At 68.5% G+C, this 24,509-nt stretch carries 22 protein-coding genes and 1 pseudogene; 8 read left to right on the forward strand and 15 right to left on the reverse strand.

Annotated elements, in window-relative coordinates; all coding sequences use genetic code 11:
- The first annotated feature begins 174 nt into the window (after positions 1-174).
- The 3 genes and pseudogenes from xopN (at position 175) to ISN38_RS08985 (ending at position 3,550) form a co-directional block, all read left to right on the forward strand.
- Positions 175-2,295, forward strand: coding sequence for a type III secretion system effector XopN (gene xopN, locus ISN38_RS08975; protein WP_230938574.1), 2,121 nt, complete (start codon positions 175-177; stop codon positions 2,293-2,295).
- Between the two features lie 47 nt (positions 2,296-2,342).
- Positions 2,343-3,129: pseudogene (locus tag ISN38_RS08980) on the forward strand (DUF6597 domain-containing transcriptional factor).
- Positions 3,130-3,199: 70 nt separating this feature from the next.
- Complete coding sequence (locus tag ISN38_RS08985) at positions 3,200-3,550, forward strand: VOC family protein (RefSeq protein ID WP_004425921.1); 351 nt, start codon at positions 3,200-3,202, stop codon at positions 3,548-3,550.
- 433 nt (positions 3,551-3,983) lie between these two features.
- On the opposite strand, the gene dcp is transcribed toward ISN38_RS08985, so the two are convergent.
- From dcp to arfB, 3 genes are all read right to left on the reverse strand, one after another.
- Positions 3,984-6,137: a peptidyl-dipeptidase Dcp gene (gene dcp, locus ISN38_RS08990; RefSeq protein WP_058358564.1), complete on the reverse strand. Its 2,154-nt coding sequence runs from the start codon at positions 6,135-6,137 to the stop codon at positions 3,984-3,986.
- A 204-nt stretch (positions 6,138-6,341) separates the two neighbouring features.
- A complete protein-coding gene (locus ISN38_RS08995) occupies positions 6,342-6,896 on the reverse strand; it encodes a lysophospholipid acyltransferase family protein (RefSeq protein ID WP_004425917.1) in 555 nt (184 codons plus the stop codon).
- A gap of 51 nt (positions 6,897-6,947) precedes the next feature.
- Positions 6,948-7,379: an alternative ribosome rescue aminoacyl-tRNA hydrolase ArfB gene (gene arfB / locus ISN38_RS09000; protein WP_004425916.1), complete on the reverse strand. Its 432-nt coding sequence runs from the start codon at positions 7,377-7,379 to the stop codon at positions 6,948-6,950.
- 189 nt (positions 7,380-7,568) lie between these two features.
- Between arfB and ISN38_RS09005 the strand changes: the two genes are divergently transcribed.
- A complete protein-coding gene (locus tag ISN38_RS09005) occupies positions 7,569-8,111 on the forward strand; it encodes a DUF2059 domain-containing protein (protein WP_004425915.1) in 543 nt (180 codons plus the stop codon).
- Positions 8,112-8,362: 251 nt separating this feature from the next.
- Here the strand turns inward: ISN38_RS09005 and ISN38_RS09010 are convergent, their stop codons facing one another.
- Positions 8,363-9,187 (reverse strand): pseudouridine synthase, encoded by an 825-nt coding sequence (locus ISN38_RS09010; protein ID WP_206712174.1) that lies wholly within the window; start codon positions 9,185-9,187, stop codon positions 8,363-8,365.
- 67 nt (positions 9,188-9,254) lie between these two features.
- Between ISN38_RS09010 and ISN38_RS09015 the strand changes: the two genes are divergently transcribed.
- Positions 9,255-9,716: a thioredoxin family protein gene (locus ISN38_RS09015; RefSeq protein WP_003480214.1), complete on the forward strand. Its 462-nt coding sequence runs from the start codon at positions 9,255-9,257 to the stop codon at positions 9,714-9,716.
- A 66-nt stretch (positions 9,717-9,782) separates the two neighbouring features.
- Here ISN38_RS09015 and ubiB read toward each other — a convergent pair whose 3' ends face one another.
- A complete protein-coding gene (gene ubiB / locus ISN38_RS09020; protein WP_003480212.1) occupies positions 9,783-11,441 on the reverse strand; it encodes a ubiquinone biosynthesis regulatory protein kinase UbiB in 1,659 nt (552 codons plus the stop codon).
- A complete protein-coding gene (locus ISN38_RS09025) occupies positions 11,438-12,079 on the reverse strand; it encodes a ubiquinone biosynthesis accessory factor UbiJ (protein ID WP_003468172.1) in 642 nt (213 codons plus the stop codon). Before ISN38_RS09025 ends, ubiB begins: the two co-directional genes overlap by 4 nt.
- A gap of 120 nt (positions 12,080-12,199) precedes the next feature.
- Here ISN38_RS09025 and ddlA point away from each other — a divergent pair, with 120 nt between their 5' ends.
- Positions 12,200-13,315, forward strand: coding sequence for a D-alanine--D-alanine ligase (gene ddlA, locus ISN38_RS09030; RefSeq protein ID WP_003468169.1), 1,116 nt, complete (start codon positions 12,200-12,202; stop codon positions 13,313-13,315).
- 115 nt (positions 13,316-13,430) lie between these two features.
- On the opposite strand, the gene ISN38_RS09035 is transcribed toward ddlA, so the two are convergent.
- Both ISN38_RS09035 and oleD read right to left on the reverse strand, forming a co-directional pair.
- Positions 13,431-13,589: a DUF1328 domain-containing protein gene (locus ISN38_RS09035; RefSeq protein WP_003468167.1), complete on the reverse strand. Its 159-nt coding sequence runs from the start codon at positions 13,587-13,589 to the stop codon at positions 13,431-13,433.
- A 62-nt stretch (positions 13,590-13,651) separates the two neighbouring features.
- A complete protein-coding gene (oleD, locus tag ISN38_RS09040) occupies positions 13,652-14,662 on the reverse strand; it encodes a 2-alkyl-3-oxoalkanoate reductase (RefSeq protein ID WP_003468120.1) in 1,011 nt (336 codons plus the stop codon).
- A gap of 202 nt (positions 14,663-14,864) precedes the next feature.
- Here oleD and ISN38_RS09045 point away from each other — a divergent pair, with 202 nt between their 5' ends.
- Entirely contained in the window at positions 14,865-15,992 is a 1,128-nt protein-coding gene (locus tag ISN38_RS09045; RefSeq protein ID WP_003480206.1) for a serine hydrolase domain-containing protein, read from the forward strand.
- Here the strand turns inward: ISN38_RS09045 and ISN38_RS09050 are convergent.
- A complete protein-coding gene (locus ISN38_RS09050) occupies positions 15,976-17,556 on the reverse strand; it encodes a winged helix-turn-helix transcriptional regulator (protein ID WP_206712175.1) in 1,581 nt (526 codons plus the stop codon). The genes ISN38_RS09045 and ISN38_RS09050 overlap by 17 nt on opposite strands.
- Positions 17,557-17,566: 10 nt before the next feature.
- Positions 17,567-19,213, reverse strand: coding sequence for an olefin beta-lactone synthetase (oleC, locus tag ISN38_RS09055; RefSeq protein ID WP_003468117.1), 1,647 nt, complete (start codon positions 19,211-19,213; stop codon positions 17,567-17,569).
- Between the two features lie 211 nt (positions 19,214-19,424).
- Between oleC and ISN38_RS09060 the strand changes: the two genes are divergently transcribed.
- Positions 19,425-19,799, forward strand: coding sequence for a YkgJ family cysteine cluster protein (locus ISN38_RS09060; RefSeq protein WP_003468115.1), 375 nt, complete (start codon positions 19,425-19,427; stop codon positions 19,797-19,799).
- A gap of 68 nt (positions 19,800-19,867) precedes the next feature.
- On the opposite strand, the gene ISN38_RS09065 is transcribed toward ISN38_RS09060, so the two are convergent.
- From ISN38_RS09065 to ISN38_RS09085, 5 genes are all read right to left on the reverse strand, one after another.
- On the reverse strand, positions 19,868-20,341 hold the full coding sequence (locus ISN38_RS09065) for a hypothetical protein (protein ID WP_003468114.1): 474 nt from the start codon (positions 20,339-20,341) through the stop codon (positions 19,868-19,870).
- 259 nt (positions 20,342-20,600) lie between these two features.
- The gene (locus ISN38_RS09070) at positions 20,601-21,506 is read right to left on the reverse strand and encodes an alpha/beta fold hydrolase (RefSeq protein ID WP_047324412.1); all 906 of its coding nucleotides are present in this window, start codon (positions 21,504-21,506) and stop codon (positions 20,601-20,603) included.
- A 102-nt stretch (positions 21,507-21,608) separates the two neighbouring features.
- Positions 21,609-22,781, reverse strand: a complete 1,173-nt coding sequence (locus tag ISN38_RS09075; RefSeq protein WP_170873945.1) for a Fic family protein — start codon at positions 22,779-22,781, stop codon at positions 21,609-21,611.
- Positions 22,782-22,916: 135 nt separating this feature from the next.
- The gene (locus ISN38_RS09080) at positions 22,917-23,933 is read right to left on the reverse strand and encodes a 3-oxoacyl-ACP synthase III (protein WP_003468109.1); all 1,017 of its coding nucleotides are present in this window, start codon (positions 23,931-23,933) and stop codon (positions 22,917-22,919) included.
- A gap of 102 nt (positions 23,934-24,035) precedes the next feature.
- Positions 24,036-24,353 carry a DUF4156 domain-containing protein gene (locus ISN38_RS09085; protein ID WP_003468108.1) on the reverse strand — a complete coding sequence of 106 codons (318 nt, stop codon included), beginning with the start codon at positions 24,351-24,353 and terminating at the stop codon, positions 24,036-24,038.
- Positions 24,354-24,509 lie beyond the last annotated feature (156 nt).

Here is a 24,509-nt window from a genome sequence, read left to right on the forward strand (position 1 = left end):
CGACCAAGACTCCATGCGCTACGCACCGACGCTCGCAAATCGCCATCGAGCGCTACCCCCACGGTACGTAACACACGATACCTGGCATTAAGCCCGGCTCGGGGGGGGGACCGTCTGCTTGCGATCCGTGTCCAGAGCCGCTGCCTTCGCCGCATCGCCAGGACATATGCAACCATGAAGTTACGCCAACTCCTCAACCTCAACATCACGACCAATCCATCGGACGCCTCCACAAGTTCCGCGCAATCGGAAATACAGCCACACGCGCCACAAGCGCCGGCTCACGCACAGCTGGAAAGCGGCCCTGCCGCTCTGGCAGGCCTTTCGCGCAGCACCAGCCAGCGTAGCAGCCCGCGCGGCGTCGAGGCCACGGCCGCGGCAACCGCGCTGAGCGCTGCATCCGTCACCGCCGAGGCGACCGCTGCGCCAACGCACGCGTCCGTGTCGGCGACATTGCAACGGCTCCACACGCAGTTGCAGCAAGACAAGCAACGCCCGGTGGACAAGGACCTCGCCGCACAACTCATCAGCGCACTGCGGCCGCTGCGCTCTTCGGAGGCGACAGGCGCCCCGCGCAACCTTGCGACCAGTGCGGAGTTGGTCGGCCAGGTCAGCGAGCAGGATGTGATGCGCTGGTACCAGGCGCAAGGCCTGCAGGAATCCGATGTGCACACGCTGCGCCGCACCGCGTTGCTGTCGGGCATGCCCAATCCGTCCGGCAGCTTTCTCAACAACGCGATGCAGTACATCGCTTCGCCATGGATCAACTACGCCACCGGCAATCCCTGGGCGGGCGCGAGCTTCGGCTTCGCGACCGCGGCCATCGCCGCGCCGATGAATGCCGCCCAGCAGTCGGCCGTGGTCAGCCTGTGCGAATCGATCCGCGAACATGGCGGACATGTGATCGTGCCGGACAAGAGCCAGATCAACGACAAGCACTGGTTGCCGGACCTGGCGATCAAATTGAGCGAAAAGCTGGCCGATTTCAGCACGTGCTACAACAATTTCGGCGCGGTGGCCAGCAAGTACCCGGAACACGATGCGGGCGCGTTGGCCACCGATGCCGACGCCGTGCAGGCCGCCCAGGCGCTGCTGCGCGCGCAGAGCGCCCTGCAAAAGACGCAGGGCGATTTCGTGATGACCCAGGGTGCGCACGATCGGCAGTGGAAGGGCAATCGCTGGCAGTCGATACCGCGTACGTTGCGCTCGCCCCTCGCCAGTTCGCTGGGACTGATCAGCAAGACCCCGGCGATACGCGCCCTGTCGCCGAGCGCACAGGCCGTCGCCTCGCTTGTGGTCACCGGCATGCAGCATGTGGCGGCGGGATTCGACGAACGCGCCAAGCAGGAGGCCAACAACACGCTGAACTTGCTGCACGCCGATGTGTTCACCCCAGAAGGTAAGCAGAAGCTTGAACGCGGCGAGCCGCTCGGTGGCCAAGACATCGACGAGGGCAAGTTGCGCAAGCTGATCCAGTCGCCCACCCAGGCGCTGGTCAAGCGGGTGACCAGCGGCTTGAACGCCGTGTACACAGAACTCAGCAATGAACTGGGAAGCGCCCGGCTGGCCAGCACGGAAGCCGGGCACGAGGTCGATCTGGAGCTGGGCCACGGCAACAAGCCCGTGGCGTTGGTCAAACTGGAACAGGACCTGGATTGCCTGCGCGAAGGCAGGTTGACCGACCTGGCGCACGACGGAGCCGCGGCGCGGCTGTTGGCCGGGTCGGCAACGTCGGTCATTTCCGAACAACTGGTCCGCGATATCGGCGCCAAGTACACGATGCGCGAATTCTCCGCGCAGACCGCCCAGCGCCTCGGACAGGCGTTCCATCTGGGCGTGTTCGGCAGTGCGGCATCCTCGGTGATCGGCAAGGTGACCACGGCCGCACAGGGAGGCACGCGTAACGTCCCCGTCCTGGAAGTCGTAGAAGTGGCCGCACTGTCCGGGACGATGGCGGCGGTCGGTGCGCTGAACCAGCACGTGGCCATCAGCGTCAAGAACAATCGGCGCGAAGCCAGCCCGGACATCGGGCTGGGCAAGCAGATCACGCGCGGCATCATGGGCGGCGCGCAGGAAGCAATGGCGCAATACAGCGGCACCAGGACCAGCAAGGCCATCAACGCAAAGCTGGGAGACGCAGACGTGCACGCCATGCTGCAGAAGGCCAGGGAGTTGTGCCAGACGCAAGCTGCTGGGCCGTCGAACCCGCTGACGCTCGACGAAGCGGTGCAGCAACTGCGGCCAGGGCACCGCTCTGCATCGCATTCGGGCGAGATCACGGTGGAGATCGAATAGAGACAAGCAACGGCGCCGGCCTCAACCCAGGCCGGAGGCGACGCAGGATGGATCGGCCGCGGCGCGCGCTGCAGCACAGTGGCGCATCGCCGCCGGTCGATCCGATCACTGCCTTGCCAACGCTCTCCCGCTACGCCGAAATCGATGCGCCACCGGCGTTGCGCGATCGCCTGCGCTGCAGCTGGCGCTTTCGCCAGGGCGATGCCGATCCGCTGCCGACGCAGGTACTGCCGGATGGCTGCGTGGACCTGATCTGGGATGGCCGCGTGCTGTTCGTGGCCGGACCGGACCGCGGCGCCAGCGTCGCGACGCTGGCGCCGGGCAGCGTACTGAGCGGGGTGCGCCTGGCCGCCGGCGCGGGTGCGCGCCTGCTGGGCGTGCCGCTGCATGCGATCGCCGACCAACGCATCGCGCTGGACGCGTTGTGGGATGGCCGCGACCGCGACTGGCAAACGCGGCTCGAGGACGGCGCCGAGCCGCTGGCGTTGCTGCACGCGCTGTGCGCCAGCCGCCCGCTCGCGGGGGACCCGCCAATGGCCTGGGTGTTCGCAGCTGGCCGGCAACGACCCACCGCGCATGACCGAACTGATACGCAGCCTGGGCATCAGCGAACGCTCGCCGCGGCGCCGCTGCCAGGATGCGCTCGGCTACGGCGCCAAGACCCTGGAACGCATCCTGCGCCTGCAGCGCTTCCTGCGCATCGCCCGCAGCCACGCCACGCTGACCGCGGCGGCACTGGAGGCCGGTTACGGCGATGCCCCGCACCTGGTCCGCGACAGCCGCCAACTGAGCGGCCTCAGCCCACGCGAACTGGTGTGGCAACACGCACGCTGAGCTGGCCGTTTTCGCCACGCCGGCGCCGGCGTGGCGATGGATACTGGCCGCCCTTTCCACGGAGCCCGCCATGCGCCGCACCGACCAGCAGCACCGCATCGACTACCTGGAATTCGCCGTCGCCTCGATCGCCGCGGCCATGGCCTTCTACGGCCAGGCCTTCGACTGGACCTTCCAGGACTACGGCCCGGACTACTGCGAATTCCGCGACGGCCGCCTCACCGGCGGCTTCTTCCACGGCACCGCGCAACCCGGCGGCGCGCTGGTGGTGCTGTACTCCAACGACCTGGCAGACACCCAGGCACGGATCGAGGCCGCCGGCGGCCGTATCGTCCGCCCGCTGTTCGACTTCCCAGACGGCCGCCGCTTCCATTTCGCCGACCGCGACGGCTATGAGTTGGCGGTGTGGTCGGAGGGGTGAGGGCGGGGGACGACTGCGCCGCAGAGGAACGTGCGGCGGTCAGCAACAGCAGCATCACCGCGAGCGGCAGCAGTTCCTTGCGCGCCCAGCGCGCGGCGCGGTGCAGGCGGGCGTCTTGCGGGTCGGTCGCGGTGATGAAACACCTGTGGGATTCAGGCGGGAGGACATCGCGGCATTGCCATCGCGACAGTGCGCGCGGCGCGGCACGGGTACCAGTGACGGAAGGCAGGGGGCGGCGCTTGCGCCATCGGGCGTCGGGCGTCGGGCGTCGGGCGTCGGGCGTCGGGCGAGGATGCGTCTTGGGTTTCGGAGGCGGTCGGGGCTGAAGCCGCTCCTGCAGGGTTGCCGCGGCCATTTCGCGGCGGCCGCAACGAAAAACGGGATGGCCGTTGGGCCATCCCGTGCTCGATCACCGCTGGCGGCGAGGTTCGACTCAGTTCTTCAGACCGCGGTTTTCCAGCAGCGGTTCGACGCTGGGGTCCTTGCCGCGGAAATCGCGGTACAGGGTGGTCAGGTCGACGCTGTTGCCGCGCGAGAGGATCTTGGCGCGGAAGATGTCGCCGTTCTTGCGCGACAGGCCGCCGTTCTCCTTGAACCATTCGAAGGCGTCGTCGTCGAGCACTTCCGACCAGAAATAGGCGTAGTAACCAGCCGAGTAACCACCGCCCCAGATGTGGTCGAAGTAGGTGCTGCGGTAGCGCGGCGGCACTTCGGCCAGGTCCACCTTGAACTTCTTCAGCGCGTCGGCTTCGAACTTGTCCACGTCCTGAAGCGGCGCATCGGCCGGCTGGGTGTGCCAGGCCAGGTCGAGCAGCGCTGCCGACAGGTATTCGGTGGTCGCATAGCCCTGGTTGAAGGTGCGCGCCTTCTTGATCTTTTCCACCAGCTCGGCCGGCATCGCCGCGCCGGTCTGGTAGTGCTTGGCGTAGTGCGCGAACACCTTCGGATCCGAGGCCCAGTGCTCGTTGAACTGCGACGGGAACTCGACGAAGTCGGCCGGAGTGCTGGTGCCCGCGATCGACGGGTATTTCACCTTGGAGAACATGCCGTGCAGCGCGTGGCCGAACTCGTGGAACATGGTGGTGACATCGTCGAAGCTGAGCAGCGCCGGCTGGCCGGGCGCGGGCTTGGTGAAGTTGCAGACGTTGTAGACCACCGGCTTGGCGCCGGTGAGGCCGTCCTGCCCGACGAACACGTCCATCCACGCGCCGCCTGACTTGCTGTCGCGCTTGTAGTAGTCGGTGTAGAACAGCGCCATCGAGGTGCCGTCCTGGTCGAACACTTCGTACACTTTCATGTCCGGGTTGTAGGTCGGAATGTCGGTGCGTTCCTTGAAGGTGATGCCGTACAGCTCGGTGGCGGCGTAGAACACGCCGTTCTTGAGCACGTTGTCCAGCTCGAAGTACGGCTTGATCTGCGACTCGTCCAGGTCGTACTTGGCCTTGCGCACCTGCTCGGCGTAGAAGTCCCAATCGGAGGCGGCGAGCTTGAAGCCGCCCTTCTGCGCATCGATCACCTTCTGCATCTCGGCGACTTCGCTGCGCGCCTTGGCGGTGGCCGCCGGCACCGTGTCGGTGAGCAGCTTCAGCGCCGCGGCCGGGGTCTTGGCCATCTTGTCAGACAGGCTGTAGGCGGCGTAGCTGTCGAAGCCGAGCAGCTTGGCCTTCTGCGCGCGCAGCTGGGCCAGGCGCTGGATGGTCTGGCGGGTGTCGTTGGCGTCGCCCTTCTCGGCGCGCGACTGCGAGGCGGCCATCACCTGGGTGCGCAGCGCGCGGTCCTTCAGCGAGGCCAGCACCGGCTGCTGGGTGGTGTTCTGCAGCGCAAGCAAATACTTGCCGTCGAGCTTGCGCGCGGCGGCGTCCTGCGCGGCCGAGGCGATGTCGCCCTCGGACAAGCCGTCGAGCTTGGCCTTGTCGTCCACCACCACTGCACCGGCGCTGGAAGCGGCGACCAGCTTGGTGTGGAACTGGGTGGCCAGCGTGGTTTCCTCGACGTTGAGCTTGCGCAGCGTCGCCTTGTCGGCATCGGACAGCTGCGCGCCGGCGCGCACGAACTCTTCGTAGTCGCGCTCGACCAGGCGCTTCTGCTCCGGCTCCAGGTTCAGCGTGTCGCGCTGGTCGTAGATCGCCTTGATCCGCGCGAACAGCTTCGGGTCCAGGCTGATCTCGTCCTGGTGCTCGGCCAGCTTCGGCGCCACCGCTTCCTGGATCTTCTGGCGCGCGTCGTTGGTGTCGGCCTGGACCAGGCCGAAGAAGAGCCGCTGGACCCGGGTCAGGGTCTCGCCGCTGCGCTCCATCGCCTCGATGGTGTTGGCGAAGCTGGCCGGCTCGGCGTTGTCGGCGATCTTGCGGATCTCGGCCAGGTGCTGCTTCATGCCCTCTTCGAACGCGGGCAGGTAGTCGGCGTCCTTGATCTTGTCGAACGGCGGCGCCTGGAACGGCAGCGTGCTGGCGCTCAACAGCGGATTGGCGGCGGCGGGAGCGGGGGACTGCGAGGCGGGGGCGGCGGGCACGGGGGTAGACTCCTTACCGGAACAGGCGGCCAGCGCCAGGCTGATGGCGGCGGCCAAAATGAGAGTACGCGACATGGGGGGAACTCCTGACAGGGACATGGTGGCGGGGCAGCCGCGCACGCTACGCGGTTTGCGCGGGGGCGGCATGTGCCATTGGATCTGGGGGTGGGCGCCGACCGCCCTGGCGCAGCAGCCTGGGCGGCGCTTTGCGGACAGATCCCTGTCGCGGCTGAAGCCGCTACTGCAGGAGCCGCATTCGCATCGACGTGCCGGCCCGCCTCACAACGTATCGCGATGCTTACCGCGCCACGGCCGGTACCAGGTACGGATCGCGGCGATGTCGGCATGCATGTCGGCGCTGGTGTGGAACAGCGGGCCGAGGCCGACGGTGCGGCTGGGATAATCGAAGTACACCGGGAAGATCGGGATCTCGGCACCGTGGGCGATCTTCCAGAAGCCGACCTTCCACTTCTCCACCCGCTTGCGCGTGCCTTCCGGGGTAATCACGTACCACATGCGCGGCGCCTGCCGGATCAGCGCCACCGCCTGCTCGACCACCCCGCGTGGCGACTTGCGATCAAGCGGGATGCCGCCGAGCTTGCGCAGCAGCGGCCCCAGCGGCCACCAGAACAGCTGGGTCTTGCCCATCACGCGTACCTCGAAGCCGACCGCGAACTTGACCGCGAAGCCCAGGAACCCATCCCAGTTGGACGAGTGCGGGGCGACGATCATCACCAGCTTCGGCACGTCCGGGAACTCGCCCACCACCCGCCAGCCGGTCACGCGCAGCGCGGTGCGGCCGAACCAGCGGGCGAAGCGGCTGGGCTTGACCATCGGCATGTTCGGGGTCGCGGGTGGCAACGAAAAATTGCGTTCGCTCAAAAGTCACTCCCAGCGGCCGGGCGAACGGCCGCGTTTGATCTGGCTGCGCTCGCGCTTGGCGTCCAGGCGCCGCAGCTTGGCGCCATGCGAGGGTTTGGTGGCGATGCGCCGTTTCGGCACCGACAGCCCGGCGGCGATGAACTCGGCCAGGCGCTGGCGCGCATCGTCGCGGTTGCGGTCCTGGGTGCGGAAGCGCTGCGCGTCGATCACCAGCACGCCTTCGGCGGTGATGCGGCGGTCGCGCCGCGCCAGCAGCCGCGCACGCAGCGGCTCCGGCAGCGACGGCGAGCCGGCCAGGTCGAAACGCAGTTCCACCGCGGTGGAGACCTTGTTGACATTCTGCCCGCCGGCGCCGCTGGCGCGCACGAAGCGCTCGACGATTTCGGTTTCCGGAATCGCCAGGCTGCTCGAAATATGGATGGCACTATGACTCATCCGCGAATTGTAGGGCATCCGCCAGACGGCTTGATTTTCCAGGACCGCGGCCGCGACGTGAAGACGCGGACCGCGCCAGCGGTCGCGGCGCGTGGCCGGAGTTGGGCGAGCCACGCGGGCCGGCGCAGACGGCGAGGCCACGGCGATTCCCGTATCCTGGCCGCCGGTCATAGCCTTGCAGGACGCTCGATGAACCCGACCCCGCTGCTTTCCCGCCGCTGGCCGCAGCGCCTGCTGCTGGCCGCGCTGCTGGCCCTGGCCGCAAGCCCCGCGCTGTCCGAACCGCCCAGCGACGGCGACGTCAACCGCCTGCTGTCGGCCTCGCGCGCGCAGAACATGCTCGACAGCATGCTGCCGCAGATCGAGGCGATGCAGCGCCAGCAATTCGCACAGCTGACCGCGCAGCGCCCGCTCGACGCGGCGCAGCAGCAGAAAGTGCAGCAAATCCAGGAGCGCACCCAGGCCACCGTGCGCAAGGCACTGTCGTGGCAGGAAATGCGCCCGCTGTACGTGAGCCTCTACAAGCAGTCGTTCTCCAGGCAGGACGTGCTGGCGATGGCCGAGTTCTACGAGAGCCCGGCCGGCCAGAGCATGCTCGACAAGACCCCGCAGCTGATGCAAAACCTGATGGGCGCGATCCAGCAGAAGATCACTCCGCTGTTCGCCGACCTGCAGAAGGACCTGGAGCAGACCGTCAACACGCCGCCGCCGGCGCCGGCAGAGAAGCCCTAGCCCGCCCGGTTCTCCGCAGGAGCGGTTTCAACCGCGACGAGCGAAGCGGCTGGCGTTGCGCTTGCGGCACAGATCCGGACCGAAATGTCCCGACCGCGCCTGGACGCTTCAAGCCGCGAGGAAGACATCGTCGGACCGACGCCGGGCGGCGGCGGTCATGCGTCGTCGCGATGGGGCATTGCCGGTAGTGCCGGTCGCGGCTGAAGCCGCTCCTACACGAAGCGCGCCGCCGCGAAGCCTCTGGAAAAGCGCTAGCTAGCGACCTCGCCTGGCGCATCCGGCAAGCGTTCCGCCTCGCTCCGCACCCACGGCGCCGCCGGCCACCCGAACAAGCCGAATGCGCGCACGAACTGCGCATCCAGCGGTGCGTTCACCTCGATCCGGCGCCCGTCCGGATGCGGGAACGCCAGCCGTTCGGCGTGCAGCAGCATGCGGTGCACGCCCTGCATGCGGAAGATGCGGTTGTGGCGGCCGTCGCCGTGACTGGTGTCGCCGATCAGGTGGTGCGACAGATGCTTGAGGTGGCGGCGGATCTGGCGGAAGCGCCCGGTCACCGGGCTGCAGCGCAACAGCGCGTAGCGCGAGGTGCCGAACTCGCCCGACGGCACCTGCAACTCGCCGCAGGCCAGGCGCTGGAAGCGGGTCTGCGCCGGTTTCTTCAACGGCTTGCCGGGGCCGCCGTCGAGGTCGTGATCGACGTCGAAGCGCTCCTCGGCCGGCCAGCCGCGGCAGATCGCCAGGTAGTCCTTGTCCACCTCCCCGCCCATCAGTGCCTTGCCAAGCGCGCTGGCGGTGTCGCGGTCGAAGGCCAGCAGCAGGCAACCGCTGGTGGCGCGGTCGAGCCGGTGCACCAGGAAGATCGGACGCCCCAGTTGCGCGCGCAGGCGATCGGCGAGGAAGTCGTCCTCGCCGCGGGCCAGCTTGCTGTCGTGGACCATCAGCCCGGCCGGCTTATCGACTACGGCCAGGAACGGGTCCAGATAGAGGATCTGCAGGGAATCGGGGGACGTGCGCACCGCCGGATTATCCGCGCCCGGCGCCCCTGGCCACAATGCGCCCATCACGCAGCGTCCCATGCCAGGCCGTTGACGTCGCCGTGCCACGGCTCGACGATGACCCTCCCCCACGCTGCGGAGAATCCCGATGAAACGCTGGCTGCTGTTGTCGCTACTGACCGTGGTGCCGCTGACGCATGCGCTGGACCTGCCCTACGACGCCACCGCCGACGCCAAGGCGCAGGTGAAGCAGGCGCTGGCCGCCGGCAAACAGGCGCACAAGCCGACCCTGCTGATCTTCGGCGCCAACTGGTGCGGCGACTGCCGCGCGCTCGACACCTCGCTGCACACGGCCAGGAACGCCACGCTGGTGAAGGCGCATTTCGAAGTGGTCAAGATCGATGTCGGCAACTTCGACCACAACCTCGAACTGAGCCAGGCCTACGGGGACCCGATCCAGAAGGGCATCCCGGCCGCGGTGGTGGTCGGTGCCGACGGCAAGACGCTGTACACCACCAAGGCCGGCGAGCTGGCCAACGCGCGCAGGATGAGCGATCAGGGCATCTACGATTTCTTTGCCAAGGTGGCCAACGTGCCAGCAGGGCATTGAGCCGCGCGGCAGGCAGGCCGCGGCCGCCTCAGCAGCCGCTGACCGCGTCCTGCGCGGCCAACGCCGCTAGCGCCGCCACCACGCCGAGAGCAGGCTGACCACGCCGATGCCGCCTGCGATCCATACCCATAGCGAGGTGCCGCCGAGTTGCGGCCCGCCCGCGTGGAGCGCGTACAGCAGCACGGCGACGGTGAGCAGGCCCACGCCGGTGATCGCGGTGACCACGCGGCGCTGCATGCGCAGCAGGATCAGGTTGAGGTCGGATAGGTCGCGCGACCGCATCGACAGCTCGTGGCCGCCTTCCACCTGCTGGCGCAGCCAGCTGTGCACCAGGCGCGGCATGTCCGGCGCGTGGGTCATGATTTCCGGCAGCCGTTTGCGCAGTTCCTGCAGCGCGCGCTGCGGGCTGTAGCGCTCGACCAGGATCCGCTCGAGCACCGGCCGCGCCACCGCCCAGATGTCCAGCTCCGGGTCCAGCTGGCGGCCCACACCTTCGATATTGAGCAAGGTCTTCTGCAGCAGGATCAGCTGCGGCTGCAGGGTCAGCTGGTAGCGCTGGGCGACGCGGAACAGCTTGATCAGCACCTCGGCCAGCGAGATCTGCGACAGCGGCCGGGTGAAGTACGGCTCGCACACCGAGCGCGCCGCCGCTTCCAGCTCGTCGATGCGCACGTTGGCCGGCATCCAGCCCGCCTCCACGTGCAGCTCGGCCATGCGCCGGTAGTCCTTGTTGAAGATGGCCATGAAGTTCTCGGCCAGGTAGTACTGATCTTCCTGCGACAGCTGGCCCATGATGCCGAAGTCCAGCGCGATGAAGCGCGGGTTGATGCGCCGCGCCGGATCGCTGTCGACCCAGATGTTGCCGGCATGCGCGTCGGCATGGAAGAAGTTGTCGCGGAACACCTGCGTGTAGAACACGCGCACGCCCTTGGCCGCCAGCGCCTTGCGGTCGATGCCGGCGGCGTCGAGCGAGGCGATGTCGTCGGAGGGAATGCCGCGCACCCGTTCCAGGGTCAGCGCGCGCTCGGCGGTATGGCTCCAGATCACCTCCGGCACGTACATGTCGTCCGAATGCAGCCAGAAGCGGCGCAACACGCTGGCGTTGGCGCCTTCGCGCTGCAGGTCCAGCTCCGCGGCCAGGGTGGTCTCGATCTCGGCCACTACCTCGCGCGGGCGGATCTTGTCGGCACGCGGGTGCGCGCGTTCCACCAGCGCGGCGGCGGACTTGAGCAAGGCGATGTCGGCATCGATCTGCCGCTCGATGTCCGGGCGCAGCACTTTGACCACCACTTCGCGGCCATCGTGCAGGGTCGCCGCATGCACCTGCGCGATCGAGGCCGAGGCCAGCGGCGTGGTATCGAAACTGGCGAAGGCCACGCCGATCGGCTGGCCCAGCGCCTGCTCGACGATGCGCCGCGCGGCCTCGCCGTCGAACGGGCGCACCCGGTCCTGCAGCAGGGTCAGCTCCTCGGCCACGTCCGGCGGCATCAGGTCGCGGCGGGTGGACAGGATCTGCCCGAACTTGACGAAGATCGGGCCCAGGTCCTGCAGCGCCAGACGCAAGCGCGCGCCGCGCGACTGCGCGGCGATGTCCGGGCTGGCGCGCGGCACGAACGGCTTGGCCAGGCGCAGCCAGCGCTCGGCCGGGGTGGCGTCGAGCAGATCGTCCAGCCGATAGCGCAGGATCACCCGGCCGATGCGGCTGGCGCGGAACATCGCCTTCATGCGCCGCGCCCCGGCGGCAGCCTGGCCACCCGCGCGGCGATGCGCTCGACATCGTCGCGCAGCGCATCCACATCGTCGTAGAACGCTTCCAGCTCGGCGCGCGACACCACGTCGCGCGATTCCTCGGTGACGAACTCGGCCGCGCTCTGCGCCAGGTCCTGCGCCCCGCGCTGCGCCTGCTGCAGCGCCGAGCGCGCGGCATTGGCGAACTGCACGCCGAGCACGTCGCCGAACACCTGGGTGAACGGCCGCTGCCAGTCCGGATCGAAACGCCCAGCCAATTGCTGCAGGCGCCGCGCCAGTTCGGCATCGCCGGACACGCGCAGACGCCCGCCAGGACTGGCGCCGCGCCGCGCCTGGGCCAGGAACGGCAGCTGCGCGAACAGCCCGCCGAGGGTGCTGCGCACCGCCAGGTCCGGCTCCTGCGCCGCGTCCACCGGGCCGACCTGCAGGCGGGTGCCGTCCACCCGGATCTGCAGCGCCAGTGCCGGTGCGTCCAGGGTCAGCGCCACGCGCTGGCCGTCGAGGCTGCGCAGCGCCTCGCGGGTATCCGGGTCCAGCGCCAGCGCGCGGTTGAGCACCGCTTCCAGCGCGCGGCCGGCCAGGGGCTTGAGGGCATCGAAAGGAGTCGGCGACATGGGCGCATTCTACAAGGCCGCAGCGCACGGCCATGCGACGGCGCGCCAGCCTGGGCTGCAGCGCGGAAAACATTCATGCTATAGGACCCAAAAAGCGACGCCCCTGCGGCGAGGACATGCATGCACAGGATCCGGGTCGGCATCCTCTTCGGCGGCAAATCGGCCGAGCACGAGGTCTCGCTGCAATCGGCGCGCAGCATCGTCGATGCGCTGGACCCGCAGCGCTTCGACGCCACCTTGATCGGCATCGACAAGCACGGCCGCTGGCACGCCAACGAGCGCGACGGCTTCCTGCTGCATGCCGACGATCCGGCGCGGATCGCGCTGCAGCCCAGCGGCCACGGCGTGGCGGTGATTCCCGGCGACGATGCGCAGCCCTTGCGCGCGCTGCAGCCGGCGCAGGCGCTGGAGCAAATCGACGTGGCGTTCCCGATCGTGCACGGCACGCTGGGCGAGGACGGTTCGCTGCAAGGCCTGTTGCGCATGGCCGGGCTGCCGTTCGTCGGCTCCGGCGTGCTCGGCTCGGCGCTGGCGATGGACAAGGACGTAGCCAAGCGCCTGCTGCGCGACGCCGGGCTGGAGGTGGCGCCGTTCGCCTGCATCCGCCGCCGCGATGCGGCGCAGGCCGATTTCGCCGCGCTGGCCGCGCAGTTCGGGCTGCCGTTGTTCGTCAAGCCGGCCAACCAGGGTTCGTCGGTGGGCGTGAGCAAGGTGCACGATGCGGCCGGCTTCGCTGCGGCGCTGACGCTGGCCCTGGCCTACGACCACAAGGTGCTGGTGGAAGCGGCGATCGCCGGACGCGAGATCGAATGCGCGGTACTCGGCAACGACGCGCCGCAGGCCAGCGTCTGCGGCGAGGTGGTGGTGCACGACGCGTTCTATTCCTACGAAACCAAGTACATCAGCGAGACCGGCGCGGAGGTGGTGGTGCCGGCGGCGCTCGACGCCGCCACCCAGGAACGCATCCGCGCCGTCGCATTGCGCGCTTACGCCGCGCTGGAGTGCGCCGGCCTGGCGCGGGTGGACGTGTTCCTGACCGGCGACGGCCGCATCGTGGTCAACGAACTCAACACCCTGCCCGGCTTCACCCGCATCAGCATGTATCCAAAGCTGTGGCAGGCCAGCGGGCTGAGCTATCGCGCGCTGATCACGCGCCTGATCGAGCTGGCGCTGGAACGCCACGCGCAGGATGCGGCGCTGCGCAGCGCGGTGGCCTTGCCGGAAGCCGGCGCATAGCGCAGCGGCCACGCAATGGCGCGCATCTGGCGCCAGCGGCGCGCACACAAACGAACGGCCCGCCGCAGCGGATATTCTCCGCTGCGGCGGGCCGTTCGGGGTGCAGCGCGGGCGACTAGACCTTGCCGCGACGGAACATCGAGATCACCGCCAGGATCAGGAACACCACGAACAGGATCCAGGCGATGTTGGTCGCGGCGCCAGCGATGCCGCTGAAGCCGAGCACGGCAGCGATAATGGCGATGACGAAGAAGATGATGGCGTAATGCAGCATGGCAATGTCCAGAAACTGTCGTGCCGAATCGGCGCGCGGGTATCTTCGGAAACCACCGGTCGTCAGGGAGTGACGGCAGTGTGGCGGCGCCATGATGACGCCAGGCGCTGCAGGCCCTGCTCGATGGACACCTGCGGCACATAGCCGAAATCGCGCCGCGCCGGTTCCATGCTGTACCAATGCGGCGTGCACAGCTGCTCGGCCAGGAAGCGGGTCAGCGGCGGCTCGCCGCGCAGGCGCAGCAGCGGCCACAGCGTTTCGCAGACGGCGCCGATCCGGTAGGCGGCCTTGAACGACAGGGTCTTGGTCACCGGCGGCGCGCCGACCGCGGCCAGCAACTTGTTCAGCAGCTCGTGCATCGGCAGCGGCTCGCCATTGGAAATGAAGTACGCCTTGCCGGCACAGGCCGCGCCGACGCGCAGATGCTCGAACGCGTCGAAATGCGCCTGCGCGGCATTGTCGATGAAGGTGGAATCAACCCGATTGCCGCCGCCGCCGACCAGGCGCACGCGCCCGGCCTGCGCGCGCGCGACCAGCTTGGGCAGGATCTGGTTGTCGCCCGGTCCCCAGATCAGCCGCGGCCGCAGCGCCACCACCGCCAGCTGCGCGTCGTTGGCGGCGAGCACCGCGCGCTCGGCGATGGCCTTGGTCGCCGCGTACGGCGCCTGGAAGTTCTCGCCGTACGGCACCTGGTCCGCGCCCAGGCCTTCCACCGGGTGGGTGGCGCGATGGGTCACGCTCGGCGTGGAGGTGTAGATCAAACGGCCCACACCGTGCGCGCGGCAGGCGGCCAGCACGTTCTCGGTGCCGACCACGTTGGGCTGGTAGTAGCTGTCGTAGCTGCCCCAGGCACCGGCCTTGGCCGCGTTGTGGAACACCGCCTCAGCGCCTGCGACGGCGTGGTGCAGCGCCTGCGCATCGGTCAGGTCGCCGCGCACCTGGGCCACGCCCAGCGCCTGCAGTTCCGGATAGTGGCCACGGTTGTAGCTGACCACCTCGTGCCCGCGCGCGACCAGACCGCGGCACAGCGCCTGGCCCAGGAATCCACCACCGCCCGTCACCACTATCTTCATCGCGCCGCACCGATCGCACCAGGGCGCACACGATAGCCGGGCCGGGGTCGCCGGGGAAGGCGATCCGTGCGGCGGCTGGCGACGCCGCTGCGCACTTCAAGCTATTGATATTTAGGAACTTCATAATTCTTCACCGTGGCATCAGGCACTTCAGCAGCGGTGCTGGCGCAGTGCGCGGACCGCTTCCTTCCGGAGTTCCACCATGTCGCGCCTTCCGCTCCTGCTCTGCACCTTGTTCGTCCTCCCCGCACCTGCCGCGCACGCCGCCACCCCCCTCACCACCGCCACCGCGCCGCCGGCGCTGGACGACGGCTGGAAGGTCGCCGACGCCAAAGCCAGCGGCTGGAACCTGGCCACGCTCGCGGCGCTGGAACAGGCCATTGCCGACGGCAAGGCACCCGGCATCACCAGCGTGTTGATCGCACGCGACGGCGCGCTGGTCTACGAGCGCTACTTCGGCGATGCCGAGCGGCAGACCCTGCACGACACCCGCTCGGCGACCAAGAGCATCACCGCGCTGCTGGTCGGCGCGGCGATCGACCGTGGCCGCCTGCCCGGCGCGCAGGCCAAGGTCTACGATTACTTCGGCGAGCGCCATTGGCAGCAAGCGGATCCGCGCAAGCGCGCGCTCACCGTCGAGGACCTGCTGACCATGAGTTCGCAGCTGGAATGCGACGACGAAAACGCGTTCTCCAGCGGCAACGAGGAACGCATGTACGTCAGTGCCGACTGGACCCAGTTCGCGCTGGACCTGCCGATCAAGGGCTACGCGACGTGGATGCGCCGCCCAGCGGACAGCCCGCACGGCCGCGCCTTTTCCTACTGCACCGCCGGCAGCTTCCTGCTCGGCGCGCTGGTGGAGAAAGCCACCGGCCAGCACCTGGAAGACTTCGCCGCGCAGGCGCTGCAACGGCCACTGGGCATCAGCGACGTCCACTGGGGCCGCTCCGCCGAGGGCGTGGGCATGGGCGGCGGCGGCACCCGCTACCGCAGCCGCGACTTGGCCAAGTTCGGCCAGCTGCTGCTCGACCAGGGCCGCTGGCACGGCCAGCAAGTGCTATCGGCGAAGTGGGTGCGGGCGATGACCACGGTGCACGCGCAGGCGCGCGAGGACGCCGACTACGGCTATCTGCTGTGGCGCTTCCGCTTCCCGGTGCGCGGCATGGAACGCGGGGTGTGGGCGATGTCCGGCAATGGCGGCAACTACGTGTTCATGCTGCCCGAGGAACGCCTGGTGGTGGTGATCACCCGCAGCGCCTACAACACGCCGAAGATGCACCCGCAATCGCAGGCGCTGCTCGCCGACTACGTGCTCAAGGCGCTGCCGTAGCCGCGCCGGTTTCCTGCGGCAGCAGGCCGGCTTGGCGCACCTGCGCGCGCTGGGCGGCGATGTCGGCCTGGTTGCGTGCCAGCAACGTGGCGAAGCCGGCTTGCGTGCGCAGCGGCGCCAGCAGCGGCGACACCCGCAGGTAGGCCGCATCGCGATAGCCGGCGGCCTGTGCGCGGCGCAGCGCGTCCAGCGCCGCGGCCGGGTCGCCGGCCAGTTGCAGCAGCAGCGCCGCATCCAGTCCATTGAGTGGGTCGGCGCCACGCACGAGAGTGCGCAACAGGTCTTGCGCCCGCGCGCGCAGCGCCGGCGCGGCAGGCCGTGGCTGCGCATCCAGCGTCCATGCCACCGTCTGCGCCAGGCTGCCCTGCGGACGCAACCGCAGCGCCTGCAGACTGGCATGGCGCGCACGTGCCGCATCGCCCTGCACCAGCGCCAGTTCCGCCTGCAGCAGGTACAGGCCGGCATAGTCGGTGCCGCGCTTCAGTGCCTCGTCCAATGCCGCCTGCGCTTCGGCGCTGCGGCCATGCGCGAACAGGAAACTCGGCCAGGCCAGGTTGGAGAACGCGCTGTCCGGATACAGCTGGAAGCTGTCGCGATAGCGCGCTTCGGCGGCACTGACGTAGCCGAGCAGGTTGAGGTTGCTGGCGATCTGGATCGGCAGGAAGCGCACTCGCGCCGGATCGCGCACCTGCAGGTTGGCGGCCAACGCCCGCGCCAACTGGCCCTTGCGTTCGTACAGATACGCGGCCGAGCCGCGCACCGCATCGGCGCCTGGATCCAGTTGCAGCGCGCGTTCGTAGGCGGCCAGCGCCGCCGCATACTCGCCGCTGCAATCGTGCGCGTAGCCGAGTGCGGCATGCGCGGCGGACAGCTGCGGCTGCGCCGCGATCACCTGCGCTGCCAGGCGCCGCGCCAGTGCGACGTACTGCGCATCGCCGCCGTACTGGCACACGCGCGCGCTATAGGCGCGACTGAGCCCGAGCAGCGCACGCGGCTCGTCCGGCGCCTGATGCAGGCGCTGCCAGTACAGCGCGATCGCGCGTTCATTGTCGTCGCGCTGGCCGATGCCGGCGTAGTACTCGGCGCGTTGCAGCAGCGGCGACGTCGCCGCTTTCGGTAGCAGCGCAGACCACGACCACGCCAGCGCCGCCAGCGTCCCGACACCGAGCACGACGGCTGCCGCGATCGCGATGCCACGCCAACGCGGTCGTCGCGATGCCGGTACGTCTTCTCTGTCGCCGCCGTCTTCGTCGCGGCGCACCGGCGCGCACAACTGGTAGCCCTGGCCGCGCACCGAACGCAGATAGCGCGGCTGCCGCGAGGCATCGCCCAGCGCCTGCCGCAACAGGCGCACGCGCTGGGTCACGGTTTCCTCGTTGACCAGCGCCGGCGCCCACACCTGCACGATCAGTTCGTCGAAGCCGACCACGCGCTGGCCCTGCCGCAGCAGGTAATGCAGCAAGCGGAAACTCAGCCCGCCCAATTCCAGCGCCACGCCGTCGCGTTCGACCCGCTGCCGTGCCACGTCGATGCGCAAATCGTCCAGCAGATAGCGCTCGCCCATCGCCGCGGCCTCAGCGCACGCGGTCCTTGGCCCACAGCGCCAGCGTCTCGCGGCCGATCTTGGCGTTGTGGCGGATATCCACCGGAAAGCCCGGATGGCGCAGGAAATCGCCGATGCCGGCGGTGTGCGCATGCGTCTGCGCCAGCGCACGCAGCACGGCGTCCGGCTGCGCGGGCGGCGCCACGCCCGCCTGCAGTTCGTAGCACAGCACCGGACGCTGCGCGCCCGCCGCGCCGATCCCGACCAGCGCGCTGCGGCGCAGCCACGGCAAGGTGTTGAAGATCGGTTCGACCTGTTCGGTGTACAGCGGCCCCTGCGCGGTCTCCACGCGCTGGGTCTTGCGCCCGCAGAACCACAGCCGGCCCTTAGCGTCGAAGTAGCCGATATCGCCCATGCGGTGCACGATGCGCTCGCTGCCGTCGTCCAGGCGTTCGCGGATCTTGGCGATGCGCGTGGCCGCATCGCGGTTGAAATAGGTATCGGTGGTGGTCGGCCCGGCCACGGTGATCTCGCCGACCGTGCCCGCCGGCACCTCGCGCACGCCCGGCCACTCGGGAATCGCCGCATCGTCGATGGCGATGATGCGCACCACGTTCGGCGCCACCACCGCGCCGACGCAGGTGCCGGCGCCGGTTTCGGTGGCCGCACGCGTGTCCTGCAGTTCGCGGCCTTCGATCGCCGCCACCGGCAGGCATTCGGTGGCGCCGTACGGCGTCCACAGCTTGCCGTCCTCCGGCAGCAGGCTGCAGATCCTGGCGACGATTTCCGGCGGCACCGGCGCGCCGGCAGACGTGGCGCAGCGCACGTTCGGCAATGGCCGGCCATAGTCGGCCAGTACCCGCATCAGCGCCGGCGAACCGAACAGCTGGGTCACCCCGAAGCGGTCGATCGCATCGTGCAGCTTGCGCGGATCGGCACGGGCCGGACGCGTCGGGTCCATGTCCGGGATCACCGAGGTCAGCCCCAGCGCCGGATCGAACAGGGCGAACGGCGGGAACGTCGGCAGGTCGATGCCGCCGGGCTGCATGCCGAACGCGTTGCGCATCAGTTCGATCTGGCCGAGGAAATGGCGGTGCCGGTAGACCACGCCCTTGGGCACGCCGGTGGAGCCGCTGGTGAACAGGATGGCGGCCACGTCATCGGCCGCAGTGTCGGCCAGCTGGCTGCCGGCACCGTGGCCGGCGCGCTCGATCTGCGCCAGCGTGGTGCCGCCCCAGGCCCAGCGCCGGCCCACGGTGACGATGCGCCGCGCCGAGCGCGCCCAGCCCAGCAAGCGCCGCGCCAGCTGCGCCAGCGGGATGCCGATGAATGCCTCCGGCTGCGCCTCGTCCAGGCATTGCTTGAGCGCGCGCTTGTCGATGCCCGGATCCACCAGCACCGGCACCGCCCCGGCCTTGAACAACGCGAACATCAGCAGGAAGAACTCCGGCGACGGCCGCACCATCACCACCGTGCGGGTGCCGCGGCCGATGCCGTCGCCGCCCAGCCCGGCGGCGATCGCGTCGCTGCGCGCATCCAGCTGCGCATAGCTCAGAGTCACGTCGTAGGCGGCCAGACCATTGGCGCCACGGCGGCCCGGGCAGCGGATGGCGATCTGGTCGGGATGCTCGCGCGCCAACGGCGACAGCGTCGCGGCGATGTTGCAGGTCGTGGTCATCGGCGGATTATCGCCGATGGCGCCGGCCATGCCTTTACCGGCCAGCGTTTACCCAACATGCCGCAGCCCCAGGACGGGGATCGGGCATCCCGGTTAGCCACCGGCGCGGCGGCGCCACGCACCTGAACGCCGCGGCGCTTGCGGCGCGCGCCGGTTCGGTCAGAATGCCGCGCCCCCCAACGCTTGTTTGCCGCGCAAGGCCCGGCCTCCCATGGCACATCCCTGCCTCACCTGCGGCGCCTGCTGCGCCTACTTCCGCGTCAGCTTCCACTGGAGCGAAGCCGATCCCGACCTGGGCGGCAGGGTTCCATTCGACCTCACCGACCCTTTGCGCACCCACGAACGGGTCATGCGCGGCACCTCGCAGGCGCAGCCGCGCTGCGTGGCGCTGGATGCCGAAATCGGCCGCTACAGCCGCTGCACGATCCACGACCGGCGCCCGTCGGTGTGCGCCGCGGTGCCCGCCTCGCTGGAGTTCGGCGAACGCAGCGCGCAGTGCGACAAGTCGCGGCTGGCGCATGGTTTGCCGCTGCTGACCGCGGCCGACTGGGATGGCGTGGTCGAGCGCAATCTTCCGGACGCCTGATGGCGCGCTGCCGCCGCGCGCAGCGCAGCGCGTCCGATGCCCGCCCGGTCAGCACGGCCGGGCGCGTGTCAGCGGTTCTTCCAACTGGTCGGCACCGGATTGGTTACGGTGTTCTTTTCCAGGGTGTAGGTCCCGTTCTGCTGGGCGATGGCTTCGCCGGTGTCGACGATCGCGTTCTGGATGAAGATGTTCTTGTCATCGCCGCGGACGAAGGTCAACTGGTGGAAGGCGGTCTTGTTGCCCCAATCCTCGGAAGGCAGGGAAATGAAGCGGACGGTATAGTTCTCGTCGTCGAAACTGCCTTGCAGCACGTAGACGCCGTAATGGTTCTCGCCTTGCGAGATGAGCTTGTACATGCCGTTGCTGTAGTAATAGAGCTCGGCATCGGGAAACGGCTTCTTGTCGTACATTTTCCGGTAATGCAGCACCTGTTTGTAGGTGGGCTGGCCGAAACTGACCGCCAGGCTCTTGCCGTCGGGGGAGGTGGTCAGGTTTTCCGCGTGCGCGCCCGTGGCGCTCATCGACATCATCAACATCGACATTGCGATCGCTCTCACTTCGTCTGTCTCCGGTCCGGTTGCGTGAAGCGCTTGCCTGCGGCGAACCGCATGCGCTGCGCCTTACTGTACAGGCACCTGTTCGTTACGGAGTTGCCATCGTTTGCAGTTTGCGCAGAACCTGCCGGCGACCGCTGCGCTGCGACGCGCACCATGGCCAACCACGCCGCCTCGGCACGCTGCGCGCCCGCCACCGATCCCGAGGACGGCGCTGTACCGGGCCGCTGCGCGCCGACGCGGCGCCTCAGCCCAGCGGATGCGTGTCCAGGAAGCTGCGGATCGCCGGCACCAGCACCTCGTGCTTGTCTTCGAGCACGTAGTGGTTGGCATCCTCGAACGCCATCACCTCGGCCTGCGGCAGTGCCTGGCGGAAACCGGCCAGGAAATGATGGTCGAAACAGATGTCGCGCAGGCCCCAGGCAATGAAGGCCGGGCGGTCGGCGAACGACGGCAGCGCCTGCGCCGAGCGCTCCAGCAGCGACCACGCCTTGTCGGCCGACGACAGCGGAATGTCCTGCATGAAGCGGATCGTGGCGATGCGGTTGGCCCAGCTGTCGTACGGCGCCACATAGGCGCGGCGCACGGCGGCGGGCATGCGCCGCGACACGCCCAGCCACGACGCGCCGGCGGAGAACGCATTGAAGGTGCGGATGAACCACTCGCCGGGGCGCCAGTGCCGGCCCATCGCGATCTGCCACGGCATCGGCTTGGCCGCCGGCAACGGGAACGCGGCGGTGTTGGTGATCAGCAGCCGCTTGACCTGCGCGTGGTGCGACAGCGCCCAGCCGAAGCCGATCATGCCGCCCCAGTCGTGCACCGCCAGCGTCACCGGCCCGTCGATGCCCAGGTGCCGCAGCAGCGCGTCAAGATCGTCCACGCGCGACTGCAAGGTGTAGTCATACCCCGGCTGCGCGCCCGGCGCGTCGTCCGGCTTGTCCGACAGGCCCATGCCGATATGGTCGGGCACGATGCAGCGGTAGCGGTCCGACAGGCCGGCCACCAGCGTGCGCCACAGATAGCTCCACGACGGATTACCGTGCAGCATCACGATCACCTCGCCATCGCGCGGGCCTTCGTCGAGATAGGACATCGCCAGCCCAGGACGCACCTGGAAACGCTGCGGGGTGAAGGGGTAGCCGGGGTAGTTCATGTGGGTCGACCAATTGAAAGTGGGAAATGAAGCGAGACATGGGCATCGCTACGCGGTCAAGGCATGCAGATGGCACGTCTGCACAGGCGGGCGCAGGCGCATTCACAGCGGCTGCGCGCCTTCGCTGAGGATGTCCAGATACGCCTGATAGGCGAAGACGCGATGCCGCTGCTGGCCGGTGAGTTCATTGACGACCGCCAGTTCCTGCAGGGTACGGATGGCCGCGCGGATCGTCGGTGCGCTCAGCGCCAGATGCGGCTGCACCTGCGGCACGCCAAGCAGCACCCTGCGCGCGAACTGCTCGAACACCAGTCCGACATTGCCGGCACGCGTGCCCAGGCCTGCAATCCGCGCACGATCTTGCGCCAACAGCGCCAGCAAACGCTGCGCCGTGCTGACCGCTTGCTGCGCCGTATCCGCGACGCCGTCGAGGAAGAATCCCAGCCATCCTTCCCAGTCACCCTCGGTGCGCACGGCGTTGAGGCGCTCGTAGTACTGCGCGCGATGCCGCTTGAAGAACAGGCTCAGATACAGGCTTGGTTCGCGCAAGACGCCTTCATTGCACAGGATCAACGCGATCAGCAGCCGCCCCAGCCGGCCGTTGCCGTCGCTGAAAGGATGGATCGTCTCGAACTGCACATGTGCCAACGCCGCCTTGACCAGTGGCGACACGTCGTTGGCTGGCGCATGCAGGAAGCGTTCGAATGCACCCAGCACCGTCTCCAGGGCTTCGGGCGGCGGCGGTACGAAATGCGCCAGCGCCGGCGAGGCGCCGCCGATCCATACCTGTCCCGCGCGGAATTCGCCGGGCCGCTTGCCGGCACCGCGCCCGCCCCGCAACAGCAAGGCATGCATTTCCCGGATCAAGCGCAAGGACAGCGGGAAGTCGTCCTGGCGCAAACGCTTGAGCCCGTGGTTCAGCGCGGCGACGTAGTTGGACACCTCCTCCACGTCGTCCAGCGGCACGCCCGGCGCCTCGTCCAACTCGAACAGCAGCAGGTCCGACAACGACGACTGCGTCCCCTCGATCTGCGAGGACAGCAGGGCTTCCTTGCGCACATATTGATAGAGGAACAGTTCCGGATCCGGCAGCATCAAGGTGATGCCATCCAGGCGTCCCAGGGCCTGATCCGCCCGCTCCTTGCGTGCGATCAACTCCGGCGCGGCCAGGTCCAGCGGCGGCACAGGCGGCAACCGATCGGGGACGAACGCCTGGTAACGACTCCCGGCCAGAGAACTGGAAACGTAATGGCCGGTGCAACGGCGGGGAGGCATCGGGCTTTCCTTACAGCCACCGAATGCGGGCATTAAGAAAGAAAACTACCAATAATTTTCCCAAAGCGCCAGATTACGCCGGACAAGGAAAATTATTGGCCCATTTGACACCATGGCCCCACACCCTGCTTCCGCCTACCAGACCACCTCGGCCATCGAGCAGTTCAGGCCCGAGCCGATGCCCATCAGCGCGATCCGGTCGCCCTTCTTCAGCCGCCCCAACTCGCGCAGCTTGCTCAACACGATCGGTACGCTGGCCGGGCCGATGTTGCCGTGCTCGCCGAAGATGGTCATCACCTTCCTCGGGTCGATGCCGAAATTCTTGATGAAGGCCTGGGTGTGCGGCAGGCTGACCTGATGGATCACGAACTGGTCCAGTTCGTCCACCACCCAGCCCAGCGCCTGCATGGCGGCGACGAAGGTCTTCTGCGCCAGCTTGAGGCCCTCGATCAGCAGCATGCGGGTATCGGTGACCATGCGGTCCAGGTTGCCCCGGCACAGGGTGTTCCACTCGGTGGCCGAGCGGGTCACGCCGCCGCGGTAGCGCGGGGCGTCCGGAACCAGCTCGGCGCGCGCCATCACCATCGCCGCGGCGCCGCAGCCCAGGGTCAGCGCGGCCAGCTCGTCGCGGAATTCCTGCGCGGTCACGTCCGGGGAGGTCATCCGTTCCAGGGTCTTCTCGTACACCAGGTTGGCGGTCTCGCCATCCACCACCAGCGCGTAGTCGACTTCGCCGCGCTCGATCATCCGCGCCGCGATGTCCATGCCGTTGATGAAGGCCAGGCAGGCATTGGCGACATCGAAGGTCACGCATTCCTCGCCCACGCCCAGATTGCCGGAGACGATGCTGGCGGTGGACGGTTCCAGGTAGTCGCGGCTGACCGAAGTATTGACCAGCAGCCCGACCTGGCCGGCGGTGATGCCCGCGTCGGTCATCGCCTTGCGCGCCGCCAGGGTGGCCGCATCGGACGCCTGCATGTCCGCATCCCACATGCGACGCGCATGGATGCCGGCGACGTCGCCGAGCACGTCGGTACGGATGCCGAGGCGATCGTAGGTGGGCTGCAGGCGTTCGTTGATCTGCTTGGAGGTCAGCGTGTGCGGCGCATCGATATGCGCCAGTCCCGCGATGGAGACATTGTTGAAGAGCATCGAGATGTACGCCGGGATAAGGCGAAGGGGCGCCAATTCTAGCGGTTGCCCGGTTTTACCGCATCTTTAACAAACTGAAACAGAGCGTATGGCTTAACCGGTTCAGCGAACACTGCATTGGTAGGCTGCATAACGCTGGTCGCCCTGGACCGGCTCGCCCATCGCCTGCACCGTATTGGCGCCGACGCCCGGGGCCTCGTTGCGGGCCAGGGTTTCCAGTTCCTCGCGCACCCGCAGCGGGTTGCGCTGGTAGAAGCCGACGTTGCTCTTCACCGACACCACCACCTCGCCGCGCTTCTCGCAGCCGGCAGGCGCCTGCCCTGGCGGCAACACGCGCACGGTCTTGCCTTCCGGCGCCATCGGCACCCAGGTGCAGGCGGCCAGACTGGCGAGCAGGAACAACGCGATCGGTAGGCGCATGGACAGGGACCGCAGGCTGAAGGAACCCGGATTGTGCCGCAGATCGCTGAATTGGCAATGACGCCGATGGATGCGGGCCCGCCGAACGCACCGGAAAGACAGCAGCCGAGCCCCTCTCCCGACGGGAGAAGGGCTCGGCTGAGGGTAAGGCGCGAA

It is taken from the genome of Xanthomonas translucens pv. undulosa (assembly GCF_017301775.1).
In the GTDB taxonomy this organism is placed as follows: Bacteria; Pseudomonadota; Gammaproteobacteria; order Xanthomonadales; family Xanthomonadaceae; genus Xanthomonas_A; species Xanthomonas_A translucens.